Annotated in this window: 19 protein-coding genes; 15 read left to right on the top strand and 4 right to left on the bottom strand. The window is 53.6% G+C overall.

Features of this window, described 5'->3' with window-relative positions; genetic code table 11:
- Nucleotides 1-271: 271 nt before the first annotated feature.
- From AB4K05_RS11020 to sixA, 4 genes are all read left to right on the top strand, one after another.
- Entirely contained in the window at nucleotides 272-556 is a 285-nt protein-coding gene (locus AB4K05_RS11020) for a YfcZ/YiiS family protein (protein ID WP_368480019.1), read from the top strand.
- Between the two features lie 184 nt (nucleotides 557-740).
- Complete coding sequence (gene fadI, locus AB4K05_RS11015; RefSeq protein WP_368480018.1) at nucleotides 741-2051, top strand: acetyl-CoA C-acyltransferase FadI; 1311 nt, start codon at nucleotides 741-743, stop codon at nucleotides 2049-2051.
- Nucleotides 2051-4201, top strand: coding sequence for a fatty acid oxidation complex subunit alpha FadJ (fadJ, locus tag AB4K05_RS11010; protein WP_368480017.1), 2151 nt, complete (start codon nucleotides 2051-2053; stop codon nucleotides 4199-4201). Before fadI ends, fadJ begins: the two co-directional genes overlap by 1 nt.
- Before the next feature lie 187 nt (nucleotides 4202-4388).
- Nucleotides 4389-4874 (top strand): phosphohistidine phosphatase SixA, encoded by a 486-nt coding sequence (gene sixA / locus AB4K05_RS11005; RefSeq protein WP_368480016.1) that lies wholly within the window; start codon nucleotides 4389-4391, stop codon nucleotides 4872-4874.
- 147 nt (nucleotides 4875-5021) lie between these two features.
- Here the strand turns inward: sixA and smrB are convergent, their stop codons facing one another.
- Nucleotides 5022-5573, bottom strand: a complete 552-nt coding sequence (gene smrB, locus AB4K05_RS11000) for an endonuclease SmrB (protein ID WP_368480015.1) — start codon at nucleotides 5571-5573, stop codon at nucleotides 5022-5024.
- Nucleotides 5574-5736: 163 nt separating this feature from the next.
- Here smrB and prmB point away from each other — a divergent pair, with 163 nt between their 5' ends.
- Genes prmB through AB4K05_RS10970 form a run of 6 tightly spaced genes read left to right on the top strand, consistent with a single transcriptional unit; the run spans nucleotide 5737 to nucleotide 10281 of the window.
- A complete protein-coding gene (prmB, locus tag AB4K05_RS10995) occupies nucleotides 5737-6669 on the top strand; it encodes a 50S ribosomal protein L3 N(5)-glutamine methyltransferase (protein ID WP_368480014.1) in 933 nt (310 codons plus the stop codon).
- Between the two features lie 42 nt (nucleotides 6670-6711).
- Nucleotides 6712-7797, top strand: a complete 1086-nt coding sequence (aroC, locus tag AB4K05_RS10990; protein WP_368480013.1) for a chorismate synthase — start codon at nucleotides 6712-6714, stop codon at nucleotides 7795-7797.
- A 2-nt stretch (nucleotides 7798-7799) separates the two neighbouring features.
- Nucleotides 7800-8624, top strand: coding sequence for a penicillin-insensitive murein endopeptidase (gene mepA / locus AB4K05_RS10985; RefSeq protein ID WP_368480012.1), 825 nt, complete (start codon nucleotides 7800-7802; stop codon nucleotides 8622-8624).
- Nucleotides 8624-9433: a sulfite exporter TauE/SafE family protein gene (locus AB4K05_RS10980; RefSeq protein ID WP_368480011.1), complete on the top strand. Its 810-nt coding sequence runs from the start codon at nucleotides 8624-8626 to the stop codon at nucleotides 9431-9433. The genes mepA and AB4K05_RS10980 overlap by 1 nt, the downstream gene beginning before the upstream one ends.
- Entirely contained in the window at nucleotides 9433-9978 is a 546-nt protein-coding gene (locus AB4K05_RS10975) for an elongation factor P hydroxylase (protein ID WP_368480010.1), read from the top strand. The genes AB4K05_RS10980 and AB4K05_RS10975 overlap by 1 nt, the downstream gene beginning before the upstream one ends.
- A gap of 27 nt (nucleotides 9979-10005) precedes the next feature.
- A complete protein-coding gene (locus tag AB4K05_RS10970) occupies nucleotides 10006-10281 on the top strand; it encodes a YfcL family protein (RefSeq protein WP_368480009.1) in 276 nt (91 codons plus the stop codon).
- A 43-nt stretch (nucleotides 10282-10324) separates the two neighbouring features.
- On the opposite strand, the gene mnmC is transcribed toward AB4K05_RS10970, so the two are convergent.
- Entirely contained in the window at nucleotides 10325-12325 is a 2001-nt protein-coding gene (gene mnmC, locus AB4K05_RS10965; RefSeq protein WP_368480008.1) for a bifunctional tRNA (5-methylaminomethyl-2-thiouridine)(34)-methyltransferase MnmD/FAD-dependent 5-carboxymethylaminomethyl-2-thiouridine(34) oxidoreductase MnmC, read from the bottom strand.
- A gap of 160 nt (nucleotides 12326-12485) precedes the next feature.
- Here mnmC and fabB point away from each other — a divergent pair, with 160 nt between their 5' ends.
- Nucleotides 12486-13697, top strand: coding sequence for a beta-ketoacyl-ACP synthase I (gene fabB, locus AB4K05_RS10960; protein ID WP_368480007.1), 1212 nt, complete (start codon nucleotides 12486-12488; stop codon nucleotides 13695-13697).
- 208 nt (nucleotides 13698-13905) lie between these two features.
- Nucleotides 13906-15081 (top strand): MFS transporter, encoded by a 1176-nt coding sequence (locus AB4K05_RS10955; protein WP_368480006.1) that lies wholly within the window; start codon nucleotides 13906-13908, stop codon nucleotides 15079-15081.
- 3 nt (nucleotides 15082-15084) lie between these two features.
- Here AB4K05_RS10955 and AB4K05_RS10950 read toward each other — a convergent pair whose 3' ends face one another.
- Nucleotides 15085-15822 (bottom strand): GntR family transcriptional regulator, encoded by a 738-nt coding sequence (locus tag AB4K05_RS10950; RefSeq protein ID WP_368480005.1) that lies wholly within the window; start codon nucleotides 15820-15822, stop codon nucleotides 15085-15087.
- 299 nt (nucleotides 15823-16121) lie between these two features.
- Between AB4K05_RS10950 and AB4K05_RS10945 the strand changes: the two genes are divergently transcribed.
- Both AB4K05_RS10945 and AB4K05_RS10940 read left to right on the top strand, forming a co-directional pair.
- Nucleotides 16122-17453, top strand: coding sequence for a PTS sugar transporter subunit IIC (locus tag AB4K05_RS10945; RefSeq protein WP_368480004.1), 1332 nt, complete (start codon nucleotides 16122-16124; stop codon nucleotides 17451-17453).
- A gap of 172 nt (nucleotides 17454-17625) precedes the next feature.
- On the top strand, nucleotides 17626-18435 hold the full coding sequence (locus AB4K05_RS10940) for an HAD family hydrolase (protein WP_368480003.1): 810 nt from the start codon (nucleotides 17626-17628) through the stop codon (nucleotides 18433-18435).
- On the opposite strand, the gene flk is transcribed toward AB4K05_RS10940, so the two are convergent.
- Nucleotides 18415-19431 (bottom strand): flagella biosynthesis regulator Flk, encoded by a 1017-nt coding sequence (flk, locus tag AB4K05_RS10935; RefSeq protein ID WP_368480002.1) that lies wholly within the window; start codon nucleotides 19429-19431, stop codon nucleotides 18415-18417. The two genes, AB4K05_RS10940 and flk, sit on opposite strands and share 21 nt — an antisense overlap.
- A gap of 104 nt (nucleotides 19432-19535) precedes the next feature.
- On the opposite strand from flk, the gene pdxB reads away from it, so the two are divergent.
- A complete protein-coding gene (gene pdxB, locus AB4K05_RS10930; protein ID WP_368480001.1) occupies nucleotides 19536-20663 on the top strand; it encodes a 4-phosphoerythronate dehydrogenase PdxB in 1128 nt (375 codons plus the stop codon).
- Nucleotides 20664-20679 lie beyond the last annotated feature (16 nt).

The following is a 20679-nucleotide window of genomic DNA, read 5'->3' as shown; positions in this document are numbered from 1 at the left end:
ACGAGAGTATAGGTCTGACCAGATGGTATGTTGCAATATTGTTTATTAATATTTTCAAAGATGTTGTTTGAAACGGGATCTGGTTGGCAAAATTGCGGCTTTGGTCATGGGTGTTGAAACACCAAATTTGTTTTAGATCATTTTTAATTGTGATTTCGGTCACTTATCATCAGAGATCACATTCTCGACTGGAGACACACAACGGGCGGGCGTAAAATAGGCACATAGTTTATCTGGCACCTTGGGTGCACAAAAACAGAGGAAATCTGCAATGAGTAAATGTAGTGCTGATGAAACCCCAGTTTGCTGCTGCATGGATGTTGGTACCATCATGGACAACACCGACTGCACCGCATCATACAGCCGCGTGTTTGCGAACCGTGCTGAAGCAGAAGAAACCTTGGCTGCGCTGACTGAAAGAGCACGCGGCGTTGAGTCCGAGCCGTGCGAAATCACCTCCACCTTTAAAGAAGTGGAAGGCGGCGTACAGCTGGATATCGACTTCGTCTTCGCCTGTGAAGCCGAAACGCTGATTTTCCAGTTGGGCCTGCGTTAATCGCATTTCGTCCAACCGTTCTTATTAACGCCCCTGCAGCTGTCACCGCAGGGGCGTTTTCTTTTGTGCTCAATGTGTTTTAGCTCTCAATTTTCCCTCTCTTCGATTGGCTAAGTGTAAAAAATTAGTTAAGAATGTTATCAGGTCAGACCACTTGGTCGATTTTCGATAACAGGGGAGAGTTATGAGTCAGGCGCTACCGCTTATCACCCGTCAGGGCGATCGCATTGCTATTGTGAGTGGGTTACGCACCCCGTTTGCCCGTCAGGCGACCGCTTTCCATGGCGTTCCAGCTGTGGATCTGGGGAAGATGGTGGTGGGAGAAATGCTGGCGCGTAGTGAAATTCCCCCAGAGGTCATTGAGCAACTGGTGTTTGGCCAGGTGGTTCAGATGCCCGCGGCACCTAATATCGCTCGTGAAATCGTGTTGGGTACCGGCATGAACGTTCATACCGACGCCTATAGCGTTAGCCGTGCCTGTGCGACGAGCTTCCAGGCGGTTGCAAACGTAGCTGAAAGCTTAATGGCCGGGACTATCCGTGCGGGTATTGCCGGCGGGGCTGACTCTTCTTCCGTTCTGCCGATCGGCGTCAGCAAAAAACTGGCGCGCACGCTGGTCGATGCCAACAAAGCTCGCTCGCTGGGGCAGAAACTCAAACTCTTTTCCCGTCTTCGCTTGCGCGATCTGATGCCGGTGCCTCCGGCAGTTGCGGAGTATTCCACCGGGCTACGGATGGGCGATACCGCAGAGCAGATGGCAAAAACCTACGCCATCACCCGTGAACAACAAGACGCATTGGCCAACCGCTCGCATCAGCTGGCAGCACAGGCTTGGGCGGCAGGAAAGCTCAATGATGAAGTGATGACGGCGTATTCTCCGCCTTATCGCAATCCACTGGAGCAGGACAATAATATTCGCGCCAATTCGACGCTTGCCGACTATGCGAAACTGCGCCCAGCATTTGATCGCCAGCACGGCACGGTAACGGCAGCGAACAGCACCCCTTTGACCGACGGCGCCGCGGCGGTGATCCTGATGACCGAATCCCGCGCCAAGGAGCTAGGACTGATTCCGTTGGGCTACCTTCGCAGCTACGCGTTTACCGCGATTGATGTCTGGCAGGACATGCTGCTCGGGCCGGCCTGGTCAACGCCATTGGCGCTGGATCGCGCGGGGATAAGCCTCGCCGATCTGACGCTTATCGATATGCATGAAGCCTTCGCCGCGCAAACCCTCGCGAATATTCAGTGCTTAGCGAGCGAGAAGTTTGCTCGCGAGCAGTTAGGACGTAGTCACGCCACCGGCGAGGTGGATGAGAGCAAATTTAACGTGCTGGGTGGGTCTATTGCCTATGGTCACCCGTTTGCGGCAACCGGCGCGCGCATGATCACCCAGACGCTCAACGAGTTGCGCCGTCGTGGCGGCGGGTTTGGCCTAGTTACCGCCTGCGCAGCAGGTGGACTGGGTGCGGCGATGGTTCTGGAGGCCGAATAATGGATATGAAATCTGCGTTTACGCTTACCGTTCGTGCGGACAACGTTGCCGTGGTGGCGATTGATGTGCCTGATGAGAAAATGAATACACTGAAGGCAGAGTTTGGTGCGCAGGTGCGGGCCATTCTCAAACAGATCCGGGAAAATAAAAATTTGCTGGGCGTGGTGATAATCTCGGCCAAACCAGACAATTTCATTGCCGGGGCTGATATCAACATGATTGGCCGTTGCAAAAGTGCTCAAGAAGCTGAAGCGCTGGCGCGTCAGGGACAGCAGGTGATGGCTGAACTCTCAAGCTTGGCGATTCCGGTTGTTGCAGCTATCCATGGCGCTTGTCTTGGTGGTGGATTAGAACTGGCATTGGCCTGTGATGCTCGTATCTGTACCGATGATGGCCGTACTGTTCTGGGGCTACCAGAAGTTCAGCTTGGCCTGCTGCCGGGTTCCGGTGGCACCCAGCGATTACCGCGGCTGGTTGGTGTTAGTACTGCGCTGGATATGATCCTCACAGGCAAACAACTGCGCGCCCGTCAGGCGCTAAAAGCCGGGCTGGTGGATGAAGTGGTTCCGCACTCCATCTTGCTGGAGGCTGCTGCAGAATATGCACGCAAACCGCGTCATGAACAGCGTAACTTGCCGATTCGTGAACGTATTCTTGCCGGTCCATTGGGGCGAAACCTGCTGTTTAGCATGGCCGGTAAAAAAACGGCGCAAAAGACCCAAGGCAACTACCCGGCTACTGATAAAATTTTGCAGGTGATTGAAACGGGTCTGGCGCACGGAACCAGCAGCGGCTACGAAGCGGAAGCACGCGCCTTCGGTGAACTGGCGATGACGCCACAATCGCAGGCGTTGCGCAATATTTTCTTTGCGAGCACTGATTTGAAAAAAGATCCCGGTGCTAGCGTTGATGCCGGCCCGCTGCGATCGGTTGGTATTCTTGGCGGCGGCCTGATGGGCGGCGGAATTGCCTACGTGACGGCGGTGAAAGGCAAACTGCCGGTGCGTATTAAAGATATCAACGCCAACGGCATTAACCATGCTCTTAAGTACAGTTGGGATCAGCTGGAACAAAAAGTACGGCGTCGTCACATGAAAGCGGCCGAGCGCGATGCTCAGCTGGCGCTGATTTCCGGCGGCACGGATTACCGTGGTTTTGCCCATCGTGATGTGGTTATCGAAGCGGTTTTTGAAGATCTGTCGCTCAAACAGAAGATGGTGAACGAAGTGGAGCAAAATTGTGCCACTCACACTATTTTTGCCTCAAATACCTCATCTTTACCTATTGGCGATATTGCAGCCCTTGCTGAGCGGCCTGAGCAGGTTATCGGCCTGCACTTTTTCAGTCCCGTTGAAAAAATGCCGCTAGTAGAAGTTATCCCTCATGCGGGAACCTCTGAGCAGACCATCGCCACGACCGTAAAACTGGCGAAAAAGCAGGGTAAAACGCCAATTGTTGTTGCCGACAAAGCGGGGTTCTACGTGAACCGTATTCTTGCACCGTACATTGCTGAAGCAATGCGCATGTTGGTGGAAGGCGAAAGCGTCGAGGATATTGATAACGCATTGGTTAAATTTGGTTTTCCGGTTGGACCTATTCAGCTGTTGGATGAAGTTGGAATCGATACCGGCACCAAAATTCTGCCCATTCTGGAAGCAGCGTATGGTGAGCGTTTCAGCGCGCCTGCAACGCTGATTCAGGCAATCTTGAATGACGATCGCAAAGGTAGAAAAAATGGGCGTGGTTTCTATCTTTATGGTGTGAAAGGGCGTAAAAGCAAGAAACAAGTCGATAAGACGGTCTACTCTCTGGCGGGAATGTCGGCTCGGCGCAGCCAGTGTGCTGCACAGCAAATCGCCGAGCGCTGCGTGATGCTGATGCTTAATGAAGCGGCGCGGTGCGTGGATGAAGGCGTCGTGCGCAGTGCACGAGATGGTGATATCGGCGCAGTATTTGGTATTGGTTTTCCACCGTTCCTCGGTGGCCCGCTCCGTTATATGGATACGCTGGGGGCGGGTGAAGTGGTTGCCCGGTTGCAACGATTGGCTACCCAGTATGGTTCGCGTTTCGCCCCCTGTGAGGTTCTTATACAGCGGGCAGAACGTGGACTCACCTTTTGGCCAGGTTATGAAACGGATCCACTGAATTGAGGTCAAAACAGAAAAGCCCCAATTAAGTACAGGGTTTATGGCTATTTTGTAAACAGATGTTGACTATACTTACGCCAGTAAGGTAAAAAGCAACGTTTCATTCAGTGAATGGATCAGGCACAATGCCCGGCTACCGCGTCACCGTTATGGTGGCGCTGGTGCTTCTGGTTAACAAAAGCGGTGCAATATGCAAGTGTTTATTATGCGTCACGGCGACGCTGCTCTCGATGCAGCGAGTGATTCGGTTCGTCCTCTCACCGGTTGTGGTTGTGATGAATCTCGTCAGATGGCCACCTGGCTGAAAGGCCAAAAAGTGGATATCGATCGTATTTTGGTCAGTCCATATCTGCGTGCGGAACAGACGCTGGAAGTGGTAGGTGAATGTATGAACCTGCCGAAAGAGGTGGATGTCTTGCAGGAGTTAACGCCGTGCGGCGATATCGGCCTGGTGAGCGCCTACCTGCAAGCGTTAGCGACGGAAGGAACGTCATCGGTGTTGGTGATTTCTCACTTGCCGCTGGTCGGTTACCTCGTTGCCGAGCTTTGCCCGGGCGAAGTCCCTCCAATGTTCACGACCTCCGCGATTGCCAGCGTCACCTTGGACGTAAACGGGCAGGGTGTGCTGAATTGGCAAATGAGCCCTTGCAACCTGAAAATGGCGAAAGCGATCTAAGCGCTTTTATCTCGGCCGCCTTCCGTCAGATAGATACCGATCGCCGGATGGCGGCATAAATGCCTTATCCGGCCTACAAAAACGGTGCACATCTTCCTGTAGGCCTGATAAGCGCAGCGCCATCAGGCAACTACTCATCCCTCGCCATCAAGGCAGCTCCGGCGGCAGCCACTCTTCGACTTCAATCAGCACCAGCAGCGCGGCATCTCCGCCGTACTCCTTCGACGCCTGATGAAAAGCCATAACGTGCGGATGCTGGGCCAACCACAGCGGCGTTTGTTGTTTCAGGATATGTTTGCCGTGTCCGTGCATTACACAGGCGCAAAAAACGTGTTCGCGACGGCAGGCGGCGATAAGCGCGCCAAGCTCTTGTTTGGCTTGCATTTGCGTTAAGCCATGCAGGTCGAGGAACAGTTCCGGGGAGTAATCACCACGGCGCAGTTTTTTAAGCTCGAAATGGCTAACGTCTTCACGTACGTATTTCACCGGCCCGTTGGTATTCAACAGCGGCTGAAATTCATCGGAAAAAAAGTGGCTGTTGTCTGCCTGCTCCTGCAGTAACCGTTTTGGCGGCACTTCGCTGAGTTTCTTACGCGGCGGACGATGGACAATCGTGTCCTGCTTTATTTTACGCGTCCCGGTCATCAACTGTTGAAACAGCGCCTGATCCTCCTCGCTCAGTGAGGGTGTCTTTTTCATTGATTCTTCTCAGTCATTTTTTTCCACTAGTTTACCTTCTCACGCCGCTGGCTGCAGCGAAAACGCTTTTTTCCCCGTGGCCTGCGCAAGAATGCTGATTTATCGCCGTCTTCATGGCAAACTAGCCGCCGAATTTACCCCGACGCATGCCCTGGAGGACAACGTGGATAAGATATTTGTTGAAGAAGCAGTCAATGAGCTGCATACCATTCAGGACATGTTACGCTGGGCGGTAAGCCGCTTTAGCGCTGCCAACATCTGGTACGGTCACGGCACCGATAACCCGTGGGATGAAGCCGTACAGCTGGTTCTGCCAACGCTGTATCTGCCGTTGGATATCCCTGAAGATATGCGTATTGCTCGCCTGACAACCAGCGAAAAGCAGCTGATCGTAGAGCGCGTTATTCGCCGCGTCAATGAACGTATTCCGGTCGCCTATCTGACCAACAAAGCCTGGTTCTGCGGCCACGAATTCTACGTAGACGATCGCGTACTGGTGCCTCGCTCGCCGATTGGGGAGCTTATCAACAACCGCTTTGCGGGTCTGATTAATCATCATCCAGAACATATTCTAGATATGTGCACCGGCAGCGGTTGTATCGCGATTGCCTGCGCATACGCCTTCCCTGAAGCGGAAGTCGACGCTATTGATGTTTCCCCTGATGCGCTGGCGGTGACCGAGTACAACATCGAAGAGCACGGCATGATCCATAACGTCACGCCGATCCGCTCCGATCTGTTCCGTGATGCGCCTAAGCTGCAATACGATTTGATCGTCACCAATCCACCGTACGTGGATGAAGAAGACATGGACGACCTGCCGTCTGAATATCGTCACGAGCCGGAACTGGGCCTGGCTTCGGGTTCCGATGGTCTGCACCTGACGCGCCGCATCCTTGGCTGTGCGCCTGATTACCTGAGCGATGACGGGATTCTGATTTGTGAAGTCGGGAACAGCATGGTACACCTGATGGATCAATACCCGGACGTACCGTTCACTTGGCTTGAGTTTGATAACGGCGGTGACGGCGTCTTTATGCTGACCAAAGCGCAGCTGGTGGCGGCGCAAAACCACTTCGGCCAGTACAAAGACTGATTATTCCAGCACACAACAAACAACAACGATAACGGAGTCGTGATGGCAGGAAATACTATTGGACAACTGTTTCGCGTAACCACCTTTGGTGAGTCGCATGGGCTGGCGCTGGGCTGCATCGTTGACGGTGTGCCGCCCGGCATCCCGTTAACCGAGGCCGACCTGCAACACGACCTCGACAGACGCCGCCCGGGCACCTCGCGCTATACCACTCAGCGCCGCGAACCGGATCAGGTGAAAATTCTCTCCGGCGTTTTTGATGGCGTCACGACCGGTACCAGCATTGGCCTGCTGATTGAAAACACCGATCAGCGCTCGCAGGACTACGGAGCGATTAAAGATGTTTTCCGTCCAGGACACGCGGATTACACCTACGAGCAGAAATACGGTCTGCGCGATTATCGCGGTGGTGGTCGTTCATCCGCACGTGAAACCGCCATGCGCGTAGCCGCAGGCGCCATCGCCAAAAAATTCCTCGCCGCCAAATTTGGCATCGTGATTCGTGGCTGTTTGACTCAGATGGGCGACATTCCGCTGGCGATAAAAGACTGGGATCAGGTTGAACAAAACCCGTTCTTCTGCCCGGACCCGGACAAAATCGAAGCGCTGGATGAGCTGATGCGCGGCCTGAAAAAAGAGGGTGACTCGATTGGGGCGAAGGTGACCGTCGTCGCGGACGGCGTACCGGCAGGCCTAGGCGAGCCGGTGTTTGACCGTCTGGATGCTGACATCGCCCATGCTCTTATGAGCATCAATGCCGTCAAAGGCGTTGAGATTGGCGATGGCTTTGACGTGGTGAAACTGCGCGGCAGCCAAAACCGTGATGAAATCACGAAAGACGGTTTCCAGAGTAACCACGCGGGCGGCATTCTTGGCGGCATCAGCAGCGGACAGCAGATTGTGGCAAATATGGCACTCAAACCAACCTCCAGCATTACCGTCCCCGGGCGGACTATCGACCGCAGCGGTGCTGAAGTTGAGATGATAACCAAAGGTCGCCACGATCCGTGCGTAGGTATTCGTGCGGTGCCGATTGCCGAAGCAATGATGGCAATTGTGCTGATGGATCACTTTATGCGTCAACGCGCGCAAAACGCCGATGTGACGACCTCAATTCCACGCTGGTAATCATGAAAAAAACCGTTATTGCACTGCTGGCGCTGTTGGCCAGCAGTTCGGCGCTGGCGGCAACGCCTTGGCAAAAAATCACCCAGCCGATTAGCGGCAGCGCGCAGTCTATCGGCGCCTATGCTAACGGTTGTATCGTTGGCGCCCAGCCTCTGCCGCTTCAGGCCGATACCTATCAGGTTATGCGTACCGACCAACGCCGCTACTTTGGGCACCCGGAGCTGGTGCAGTTTATCCAGCGTCTGGGCAATGAGGTGCAGCAACACGGTATGGGCACCATGCTGATTGGTGATATGGGGATGCCTGCCGGTGGGCGCTTTAACGGCGGACACGCCAGCCACCAAAGCGGGCTGGATGTCGATATTTTCTTGCAGTTACCCAAAGCACGCTGGAGTTCTGCGCAGTTACTCAAACCCCAGGCGTTGGATTTAGTTAGCGCTGATGGTAAACGCGTGGTGCCGACGTTGTGGAAACCGGAAATTGGCCAGCTTATTAAACTGGCAGCCGAAGATCCGGAAGTGACGCGCATTTTCGTCAATCCGGCCATCAAACAACAGCTGTGCCTTGATGCGGGCAATGACCGCAACTGGCTGCATAAAGTTCGTCCGTGGTTCCAGCACCGTGCGCATATGCACGTGCGGCTGAAGTGCCCGGCGAACAGCCTTGAATGTGAAGAGCAGGCCGCTCCTCCAGCCGGAGACGGCTGTGGCGCGGAGCTGCAAAGCTGGTTTGCACCGCCAAAACCTGGCACCACCACACCTGTGAAGAAGACGCCACCACCGTTGCCGCCTTCCTGCCAGGCGTTACTGGATGAGCACGTACTCTAATGGACAGTTTCTCCACGTTATTTATGGTTGAGCCACTGATGCTGGTGGCGCTCTTCTTTATCGCTATCCTTGCCGGATTTATTGACTCGCTGGCCGGTGGCGGCGGCTTGCTCACCGTTCCGGCGCTGTTAGCCGCGGGGATGCCGCCCGCGCAGGCGTTGGCCACGAATAAGTTACAGGCCTGCGGTGGCTCGCTTTCCGCTTCGCTCTATTTTATTCGCCGCAAAGTGGTAAACCTTGCCGATCAGAAGCTCAATATTCTGATGACCTTTATCGGTTCGATGAGCGGTGCGCTGCTGGTGCAGTACGTGAAGTCAGATATTCTGCGCCAAATCCTGCCGATTCTGGTTATCGGCATTGGCCTCTACTTTCTCCTGATGCCAAAGCTTGGCGAGTCCGATCGCCAACAGCGTCTCTACGGCCTGCCGTTTGCATTGGTTGCCGGTGGCTGTGTCGGTTTCTACGACGGCTTTTTTGGCCCCGGTGCGGGGTCATTTTATGCGCTGGCGTTTGTTAGTTTGATGGGTTTTAACCTCGCCAAATCAACCGCGCATGCCAAAGTGCTGAATGCGACCTCTAACGTTGGGGGATTACTGCTGTTTATCATTGGCGGCAAGGTGATTTGGGCGACCGGCTTTGTAATGATGGTAGGGCAGTTTTTTGGCGCGCGCATGGGTTCGCGCTTGGTGTTAAGCAAAGGGCAGTCGCTTATCCGCCCAATGATTGTGGTGGTATCGGCGGTCATGAGTGCCAAGCTATTGTATGACAGCCACGGAGCGGAAATTCTTCAATGGTTAGGGATGAACTGATGACCACAACGCACGATTACCAACAGCTGATTGCGATTTTCGACGGCTGTTTTGCCGAAGAGTTTAATACTCGTCTGATTAAAGGCGACGACGAACCCGTTTATCTTCCGGCTGATGCCGACGTGCCTTACAACCGCATCGTCTTTGCCCACGGTTTTTATGCCAGCGGGCTGCATGAAATTTCCCATTGGTGTATTGCCGGGAAAGCCCGTCGCGAGCAGGTGGATTTTGGCTACTGGTACTGCCCGGACGGGCGTGACGCCAACACGCAGGGGCAGTTTGAAGACGTTGAGGTGAAACCACAGGCTTTTGATTGGTTGTTCTGCGTGGCGGCGGGATTCCCGTTTAACGTCAGTTGCGACAACCTTGAAGGTGATTTTGAGCCAGACCGTATCGTGTTCCAGCGACGCGTACACGCGCAGGTGATGACCTATCTTGCAGAAGGTATTCCACCGCGCCCGGCTAAGTTCATCAAGGCGCTACAGAATTATTACCATACGCCGGCACTGACGGCGGAACAATTTCCATGGCCGGAAGATCTATAAGGCCGTGTTACCGAAAGAGGAAAGAAGATGATCGCGGAGTTTGAACAGCGCATTCTGGCGTTAATTGACGATATGGTGGAACACGGCAGTGATGATGAGCTGTTTGCTAGCGGCTATCTGCGCGGCCACCTGACGCTGGCGGTCGCTTCTCTGACCGAAAGTGAAGTACATAATGCCGAAGCGCTTTACCGTAATGTAACGCATAGCCTGGAAACGGCTATTAGTGCGGGTGAACTCGCTCCGCGCGATCAGGCGCTGGTTAAAGATATGTGGGATAACCTGTATCAGCAGGCTTCCCACTAAGTTTGCCGATTGCCCGGAATCGCTGCCGGGCAATTGACGTGGCTTATTTCACCGCTTTTCCCTTCAGCAGTTTTCTTACCCAAAGCCGATTCGGATTTAATCCCGCTAGCGTCACCGCATCCAGCGGCAGCGGTTCCTGACTCATCTGTGCGGCCAAGACTTCCGCCGCCAACGGCGCAGAGCACAGTCCGCGCGAACCGAGTGCGCCCAGCATAAACAGACTAGGGTAAATCGGTGCAGGTGCGGCAGTCTCTGCGTTTTCATGCAGGGTCGCGTATTGCGCGAGCGTTGCTTCGTAGTCAGGAATATTGCCGACCATCGGCAGATGGTCGCGGGTGGCGCAGCGGACACCGCAGCGGGCTTGATTGGCGCTAATATCTACTTCCTGCGCCCACGCTTCATTCGGGAAACAGTCGATTAAACGCTGACGGTTGTGCTGCTGATCGTCTTCATTGAAGACCATTTCGCGCTGACCACGATGGTAGCTTGCGCCAATGCAGTGCTGCTGGTTGTGCGGGTTTTGTGGCGTCAGATAACCGTCGTAACACAGCACTTGGCGCAGTTTTGCCAAATTTTCCGTGGTCGGAATATGGCTGACCTGACCGCCAACGGCGTATATCGGCAGCGGTTCCGTCTGCGTAAATTGGTTAAGATTGTGCCCGTTCGCGAGCACTACCGTTGGCGCGGTAGCCGTTTTGCCATCATCGAAATGTAGTTTCCAGCCGCTTTCAGCAGGCTCAAGCGCTATCAGGCTTTTTTGCCAGTGCACCTGTAATCCTTGCTGGCAGGCCAGTGCTATGGCGCCAGCGGTCAGTTGTGCCGGGCATAGCCAGCCGCCGAGCGGATACTCAATGCCGCCACAGCCGGTTTCAAGGCCAATCGTTTCATTGACCTCTGCGGCACAAACCGCACGAGCAATCTCCTCCGGCAGATCCAGCGACAGCATTTGGCTGATTTTCTGCGCGCTCTTCTCATCCCAACCTAACTGAGTTACTCCACACCATTGATGGTCAAATTCAATAGGCAAGGCGTCATACAGGCGGCGGGCAAAGAGAAACGCAGCAGGGAAGAACTGTGCCAGCGCCGGATCATGCGCCGTGAGCAATGGATAAAGCGCACCTTGGCGATTGCCGGATGCGCCAAGGGCTGGTGCGTCGTCTGCGCAGTAAAGCGTAACCGACCATCCTCGGCGTAATAAAGCCAGTGAGAGCAGGGCGCTGGCGATGCCGCCGCCGATGATGGTCGTCTCACGCGCCTCGCTACCGGTACGGGAAAACCACGGCGTTTTACTGGCATCAGGCTGGGGTAGGATCATTTCCCCGACTAGCATTTCACGTTTGCGGCCAAAGCCTTTGTGTTTGCGCATGGTGAAGCCCGCTTCCTGCAGCCCACGGCGGACAAAGCCGGCAGAGGTGAAGGTTGCTAATGTGCCACCTGGGCGCGACGTGCGTGCCATGGCGGCGAACAGCGTCGGTGTCCACATATCCGGGTTCTTTGCCGGAGCGAAACCATCAAGGAACCAGGCATCAACCTGCTGATTAAAGGAGTCGTCGAGCCGGTCGGTCAATTCATTGATGTCACCAAACCACAAATCCAACGTCACCCGTCCGCCGTCCAATAACAAACGATGGCACCCGGCAAGCGGCAGCGGCCACTGCGCCTGAAGTTGCTCTGCCCACTCGCTAAGTTCCGGCCAGTGCTGATGTGCCAGTCGTAAATCGTCTGCTTTCAGTGGGAATTTTTCAAAACTGACGAAATGTAATCTTTGTAGCGTAGCGTCAGGATGCTGGTGGCGAAATGCATCAAAAGCCTGCCAAAGAGTCAGGAAGTTGAGGCCGGTCCCAAAGCCGCTTTCCGCTACCACGAAAAGGGGGTGCGGATGTTGGGGGAAGCGTACCTCTATCTGGTTACCGCCAAGAAAAACGTAGCGGGTCTCTTCCAGCCCATTGTCGTTGGAGAAATAGACGTCGTCGAAATCTCGGGAAACAGGTGTACCCTCACTGTTGAATTCGAGGTTGGCTGATTGTATGGCGTTTTGTTTCACGTAAGTTACTCGCGCGGCAAGGAGTCAGACGATCTTAACGATGCGTGCCCACAGGCGCAAATTTATGCATAAAATTGCTGATCGGACTTGTTCGGCGTACAAGTGTACGCTATCTTGCCACTCGAAACTTAAAAATAGTGATGACTTACAGAGGTATTGAATGAAACGTGCAGTGATTACTGGCCTGGGTATCGTTTCCAGCATCGGTAGCAACCAGCAGGAAGTCCTGGCATCCCTGCGTGAAGGACGCTCGGGGATCACTTTCTCTCAAGAATTCAAAGATTCTGGTATGCGTAGCCACGTATGGGGTAACGTCAAACTGGACACCACCGGTCTTATCGACCGCAAAGTGGTCCGTTTCATGAACGATGCCTCTATCTACGCTTACCTTTCAATGCAGCAGGCGATTGAAGATGCTGGCTTGAAGGAAGAGGTTTATCAGAACAACCCACGTGTCGGCCTGATTGCGGGTTCCGGTGGTTCTTCTAAAGCTCAGGTATTTGGTGCGGATGCAATGCGCAGCCCGCGCGGCCTGAAAGCGGTGGGTCCTTATGTCGTGACCAAAGCGATGGGCTCAGCGGTTTCCGCCTGCCTCGCGACGCCGTTCAAAATCCACGGTGTGAACTACTCCATCAGCTCCGCTTGTGCGACTTCTGCCCACTGCATTGGTAACGCGGTAGAGCAAATCCAACTGGGCAAACAGGACATCGTATTTGCTGGCGGCGGCGAAGAGCTGGGCTGGGAAATGGCCTGTGAATTCGACGCAATGGGCGCACTGTCCACCAAGTACAACGAAACCCCAGAGAAAGCCTCCCGTACCTATGACGCGCACCGCGATGGTTTCATCATTGCAGGCGGCGGCGGTATGGTCGTGGTTGAAGAGCTGGAACACGCTCTGGCACGCGGCGCGCATATCTATGCAGAAATCGTCGGTTACGGCGCAACTTCCGATGGCGCAGACATGGTTGCTCCATCCGGTGAAGGCGCAGTACGTTGCATGAAGATGGCAATGCACGGCGTTGATACGCCAATTGACTACCTGAACTCCCACGGGACTTCTACCCCGGTAGGCGACGTGAAAGAACTGGGCGCAATCCAAGAAGTCTTCGGCGACAACAGCCCAGCCATCTCTGCCACCAAAGCGATGACCGGTCACTCTCTGGGCGCCGCAGGCGTACAGGAAGCTATCTACTCATTGCTGATGCTGGAACACAGCTTTATCGCACCAAGCATCAACATCGATGAGATGGATGAGAAAGCGGCTGGCCTGAACATCGTTACTGAGCCTACCGAGCGCGAGCTGACTACCGTCATGTCCAACAGCTTCGGCTTTGGCGGTACCAACGCCACGCTGGTGATGCGTAAGCTGTAATTTTCAGCGTTACGATGAAAAGGGAGCCTCAGGGCTCCTTTTTTATGCGTTGACAACCCTTGGCGAGAACGGGCAAACTCCCGGCTCAACGTTATCGTTCTGATAATGCGTAAGCGTTTAACGTCAACCAACGCACCTTAATCCTGATAATCGGGTAGAGGGGGCGTGGCTACAGATCCTCGCCTTACTCAGCATTCTGGAGTAAAGCATGACCGCAGTAACTCAAACTGAACGTTTATCTTCCTCAAACGTTCCGCTATTCCGCATCGCTTTTGCGGTGTTTTTGACCTATTTAACCGTCGGTATTCCGCTGCCGGTGATCCCGTTATTTGTGCACCAGGAACTGGGCTATGGCAACACCATGGTGGGCATCGCCGTGGGCGTACAGTTCTTTGCTACCGTCTTAACCCGTGGCTATGCGGGGCGGCTGGCGGACCAATACGGCGGTAAACGTTCTGCTCTACAGGGAATGTTCGCCTGCGCTTTTGCCGGTGCTGCATGGCTTGGTGCTGCACTGCTGCCGGTTGATACGATGGCGAAATTTGGGCTGCTGATCGTGGGCCGCCTGATCCTCGGATTTGGCGAAAGCCAGCTTCTGACCGGCACGTTGACCTGGGGTATGGGGCTAGTCGGCCCAAAACAATCCGGCAAGGTGATGTCATGGAACGGCATGGCGATTTTCGGCGCATTGGCGGTCGGGGCACCGCTTGGTTTGTTAATCAACGAGCGCTACGGTTTTGCCGTGCTGGCCGGTGTGACCATGATGCTGCCATTGCTAGCCTGGGCCTTCAACGGTTCGGTGCGCAAGGTTGCGGCAATGGCCGGAGAGCGTCCATCGCTGTTTAGCGTCATTGGCCTTATCTGGAAGCCCGGCATGGGCCTGGCGCTACAGGGCGTTGGCTTTGCGGTGATTGGTACTTTTGTCTCGTTGTACTTTGTCAGCAAGGGCTGGTCGATGGCGGGCTTCACGCTCACCGCCTTCGGCGGCACTTTCGTGCTGATACGTATTCTGTTCGGCTGGATGCCGGATCGCTTCGGCGGCGTCAAAGTGGCAGTGGTTTCGCTGCTGGTGGAAACCGTCGGCCTGTTGCTGCTGTGGCAGGCCCCTAACGCCTGGGTTGCTTTATCCGGTGCGGCGCTGACCGGGGCCGGTTGTTCACTGATTTTCCCGGCGCTTGGCGTTGAGGTCGTCAAGCGCGTTCCGCAGCAGGTCCGCGGTACTGCGCTGGGTGGCTATGCCGCGTTTCAAGATATCGCACTGGGTTTTTCCGGCCCGCTAGCTGGGATGCTTGCCACTTCTTTCGGCTATCCATCGGTATTTCTTGGCGGAGCCATTGCCGCCGTGCTGGGCATCCTAGTCACCCTTTGGTCGTTCCGTAAATAGCCGCTATGCACCGGCTCTTAGGACGCTAGGGCCGGTGACTGATTTGCGCGGCAGGAAATATTTGACCTGAAATTCAAACATGTTGGTATAGAGAATCGAGTAATCAATCGGTGTTGATTGCTCATCTACCGCCTGAGTCTGCATACGAATAATCGGGTCTAATGCGCTGATGTGCAGTAATTTTGCCACTTCTGGCGAGGGCAGAACCGGGCGGATAGATTCGTAGCAGCCCATGATTTTTACGCCACACTCATTTTCAATGTAGGAAAATTTAGATTTCTTCATGTGGGCAATAGTTAGGTCCGGGAAGCGACTGGCGGATAGCCACGTTTCTTCAACCTGCATGGCGATATTATCGATAAGACGCAGACGTTTCGCGTAATAGACGGGCTCACCTAGCGTCACCTGCAGGTTATTGGCGATTTCATCAGAGGCCGTCTGCAGCTCAAATTTCAGAATCTGACTGGTAGGGGTTTTGCCTTCGTTCTTGGCGATTTCAGTAAAACTATCAAGGTGGGTGACCGAGGCTTGAAAATGTTTGTTTCTCAAGTAGGTGCCGGAGCCATGCCGACGTTCAATCATCCCTTCCTCTTCCAGCGTTTTTAACGCCTTGCGTAATGTATTACGCGAAACGTCATACAGCTCTGCCAGTTCTTTTTCTGACGGTAGAAGATCGCCAATATTGTAGATCGCGCTGTTTAATCTGTTTTTGAGCAGATTGATGACGTTCTGATAAACCACTTTTGAACCTCCTTAAATCCTTTTTAAACAAAAGGTTACAAAACTCTCCCCACAATTAATGGCCGATAGGTTCATCTTTTAGTCCATTTTTGAACAACTTGGGCGCTGTTAACTGTGATCCGAATACTGGTTACGAAAATTAACAATAACTAAAGTATACGTCAATTCATGACTTATTTTTAAGAAAGGGCACGGGGCGTGAAAAAGTATTTGATATGAACAATGATAGCCAAATGGATGGCAAGTCAATATTCGAAAAAGCCTTTAAATAAATAATTGCAAAAAAATAAGGGAAAACTATGGGATTTATGAACTCGTTTGAACGAGGAATGGAGAAAATACTCGTTCCAGTTGCTATTAAATTAAACTCTCAGATACACGTTTCGGCTATTCGTGATGCCTTTATTTTGTCATTCCCGATTGTCATGGCCAGCTCGCTTATTATCCTTATCAACTTTGCCATTTTGTCGCCGGATGGCTTCATTGCCAGCATTTTGCATCTCGGGACCTTATTCCCGAATCTGGCAGATGCCCAGCAGATCTTTACTCCGGTAATGAACGGCTCGGTTAATATTATGGCGGTGCTGATCACCTTTTTGGTGGCGCGTAATATGGCAATTAGCTACCAGCAAGACGATCTGCTGTGCGGGTTGACGGCGATTGGCGCCTTTTTTGTGGTCTATACCCCGTATGTCATTATTGATGGCCAGGCTTATTTAACGACCAAATACTTAGGGCCGCAGGGTCTTTTCGTTGCCGTTATCGTGGCACTGATCTCCAGTGAGATCTTCTGCCGGCTGGCGCGTAACCCAAAGGTGACGATCACCATGCCAGATGCGGTACCGCCAGCGGTAGCGCGTTCTTTCAAGGTGCTGTTGCCTATCTTCTTCGTGATGATTTTCTTCTCGATCCTGAACTACCTGCTGTCCAAAATCTCGCCAAATGGTTTAAACGATCTGATCTACACCCTGATACAGGCACCGCTGAAGGATATGGGCACTAACATCTTTACCGTGTTGATTCTGGGGCTGGTTGCTAACTTCCTGTGGATCCTCGGTATTCATGGGCCGAACACCGTGGCGGCGATCCGCGAGACTATCTTCTCCGAAGCGAATCTGGAAAACCTCTCCTACGCCGCTTCTCACGGCTCAACCTGGGGCGCGCCATATCCGATAACTTGGACCGGTATTAACGACGCCTTCGCCAACTGCGGTGGTTCCGGGATGACCTTGGGCCTGCTGCTGGCAATATTTATTGCTTCACGCCGTAAGGACTATCGCGATCTTGCCAAAATGGCTTTCGTACCCGGCCTGTTTAACATCAATGAACCGGTGATGTTTGGCCTGCCAATTGTGCTGAACCCGATTCTGGTGATCCCATTTATTCTGGTGCCATTTGTTAACTCGCTAATTGGCTACTTCTTTATCACTCTGGAGATTATTCCACCGATTGCTTACGCGGTGCCGTGGACCACACCGGGGCCGCTGATTGCCTTCTTTGGCACCGGCGGAAACTGGATGGCCCTGTTTGTCGGCGTCTTGTGCTTGGCTGTCGCCACGCTTATTTATCTGCCATTCGTTATTGCGGCTAACAAAGTCAACGTTTCTGCGGCAACTGAACAGAGCAGCTAATTATTATCGGGAGAATTTCGTTAACGTTTGACGAAATATTAAAAAATCCTCGGTTAATTATTTTCCTCAGTCAGCAATGACTGAGGAAATATTTCATTAAGAACTCAGGTTGGATGATTTCCTTTATCTATCCAAACCTTGTTGTCGCAATTTAACATTTAAGAGAGAACTTATGATCAAGCTGATTATTACCGATCTCGATGGGACCTTTTTAAATCGCCATGGCGATTATAATCGTGCGCTGTTTGCGCAGACTAAAAACCTGATGCAGGAGCAGGGCGTAGCTTTTGCGCTGTGCACCGGCAAGCAGTGTGAGCGTGTAGAAGAGTTATTTGGCGAGCAGGTGCGCGACTTCTGGATCCTTGGCGACAGCGCCACCCGGATCAAGCATGCGGGAGAGTATGTTTATCAATCGCTTATTAAAAATTGTTTGGGCCGCGACATTATTGCCACGCTGGAGGCAGTGAACAGCGAGCCTGTGGTCATTGCCTGTACGCCTTACGGCGCGTACGTCAAAACTTCGATAGCGTCGGAAATGTTGGCAAAAGTGAAAATGTCCTACGCCAATGTGGTGCAGGTTGAGAGCTTTGCCGAGGTTAAGCATGATTTTGTGAAGATATCGCTGTTTGATATCAAAGGCCGTTGCCCACAGATCAAACCCCATCTTGCCGCTTATTTTGATAAGGCTTATATCGTGGTATCGGAAGATGCGTGGATTGATATCGCCGATGTGGGCGTCCATAAAGGCCACACGGTTGAGATTCTACAACAAAGGTTAGGGGTGAACGCGCAAGAGACAATGGTGTTTGGCGATGGCCTCAATGATATTGAGCTAATGACCCGCGCCGCCTGGAGTTTCGCTATGCGTAATGCTTTTGACGAAACCAAACAGGCTGCGCGGTTTATTACCGGCTACAACGATGACGATGCCGTGATGACGACCATCGAACAGGTGCTGAAACTACAGCAGCAGCCAAAGTAGCACGAACACGACTACCACGATCACAAACGCCAGTCCCGGGCGCGCTGATAGCGATTTCAGCGAGCTGATGACCGGCGCAAACGGCGCGTAAATCGGTTGCAGGTCACGCGCTTCCAGGGTGTGGGCCTGCGAAATTCTTTCACGTTCGATACGTTTTAAGAACAGCATCGTCAGCAGTTCTTGAATTTGCACCGGGGTGAGTACCGTCTGTGGTGTCCCGTTCCAAGTCTGCTGGGCAAAATCACGAATAGATTGCCACTCTTGTGGCTCCATCGGCTGTTTGAGTGCGGCCTGCAGCGTATGGAGCGTGGGTGCCGGGTGTGTACTCAGCGTCAGCCGCGCCTGCAACAGTGTCACCAGCGCGTTGAAATGCTTCGCTGGCAGTGGATCCCCTGATTTCACACCGGAGAGTTCCAGCAGCGACTGCCAGATGAGTTTGCTGGAGTCACCGGTGGCGGCGGATACCTTGGTCACCAGTTGGTTTAGCGTATTTTGCTCTGCCGGAAGCAGTGGACGGTCGGTAGCAGGTCGCTGCTGCGGCTGTGGAATAGACAACTGCCCTTGCTGCAACAGTAGAAGTACGCTTTTCAACTGCTGCGGTGTCAGTTGGCTGAGCGCCGTTTGACCAAACTGCTGGCGGATGTAGTCGCTGACCGCTTGACGATTGTTGCCCTGGCCGAGCAGTTCGGTAAGCTGCGCCAGCGTTTGACGCACGCTCAGCTTTTGCTCCGCGGTGCCAATGCGTTGGTTCAGGTTTTGTTCCGCGGCGGGAAAGTGGCGCGCCTGTAATGGCGTGTCGTTCTTCAACCCCAGGTCATGTTTAACGCCCGCCCAAACTTCAGCATTTTGCTGCGAAGTCATGGCGATTAATCGCGTAATAAGCCGCTCCAGCACCGTACGTTGCTGGGTACTCAGTGGCTGTTCTCCTGCCGGAGAGAGGGGAGTGGTGCCTGTCCCCGGAGGGCGCGCAGGCATACCTGAAATGGGTTGCGTCATGATTCATCCTTTCCATAATACTTAATGCCGGGCGCAAGTATGCCTGGCGGCGAGATTATGGCACACTTCCCCGGTTTACTCTCGTTCTCAGACAGGTACAAATCGTGAAAATCCTTGTTGATGAAAATATGCCCTATGCCCGCGAGCTGTTCAGCCGTTTGGGTGAGGTGAGGGCTGTTCCAGGCCGTCCAATTCCGATGGAGGCGTTAGCCGATGCCGACGCGCTGATGGTGCGTTCCGTCACGAAGGTTAATGAAGCGCTGCTTGGCGACAAAGCGATTAAGTTTGTCGGTACGGCGACGGCGGGCACCGATCACGTTGATGACGGCTGGCTGCAACAGGCCGGCATTGGATTTTCCGCCGCTCCCGGCTGCAATGCCATTGCGGTTGTTGAATATGTCTTTTCCGCGCTGCTGATGCTGGCCGAACGCGACGGTTTTGCGTTGACCGACCGCACGGTGGGCATTGTTGGCGTCGGCAATGTGGGCGGTCGTCTGCAAAAACGACTGGAAGCGTTGGGGATCAAAACGCTGCTGTGCGATCCGCCGCGTGCCGATAACGGCGATGCTGGCGAGTTCAGAACGCTTGATGAATTGGTCGAACAGGCCGATGTACTGACCTTCCATACCCCGCTGTATAAAGATGGGCCTTATAAATCGCTGCATCTGGTGGATGACGCGCTGCTTCGCCGTCTGAAGCCGGGAACCATTTTAATTAACGCCTGCCGTGGCCCGGTGGTGGATAACGCCGCATTGCTTGCGCGTTTGGAAGCGGGTCAGGATCTGAGCGTAGTATTGGACGTTTGGGAGCCGGAGCCGGATCTCAATTTGGCGTTGTTGGATAAAGTTGATCTCGGCACTCCGCACATTGCGGGCTATACCTTGGAAGGCAAAGCGCGCGGCACGACTCAAGTGTTTGAAGCCTACAGCCAGTTTATTGGTCAGCCGCAGGAAGTGGCGCTTTCATCGCTGCTGCCCGCGCCAGAGTTTGGCCGCATTAGCCTGCATGGGCCGCTCTGTCAGCCAACGCTGAAAAGACTGGTCCATTTAGTGTATGATGTGCGCCGCGATGATGCGCCGCTGCGAAAAGTGGCGGGGATCCCCGGCGAATTTGACAAGCTGCGTAAGAATTATATTGAACGCCGCGAATGGTCGTCACTGACGGTTGAGTGTGACGACGCTGATGTTGCTGCGCTGCTGCTTAAAATCGGGTTTAACGCCGTACATTGCTAATGTCTTCTTAATGCTC

The sequence above is a fragment of the Kluyvera sp. STS39-E genome (genome assembly GCF_040932435.1).
Classification (GTDB): domain Bacteria; phylum Pseudomonadota; class Gammaproteobacteria; order Enterobacterales; family Enterobacteriaceae; genus Kluyvera.
This window is presented reverse-complemented; position numbering and strand designations above follow the sequence as displayed.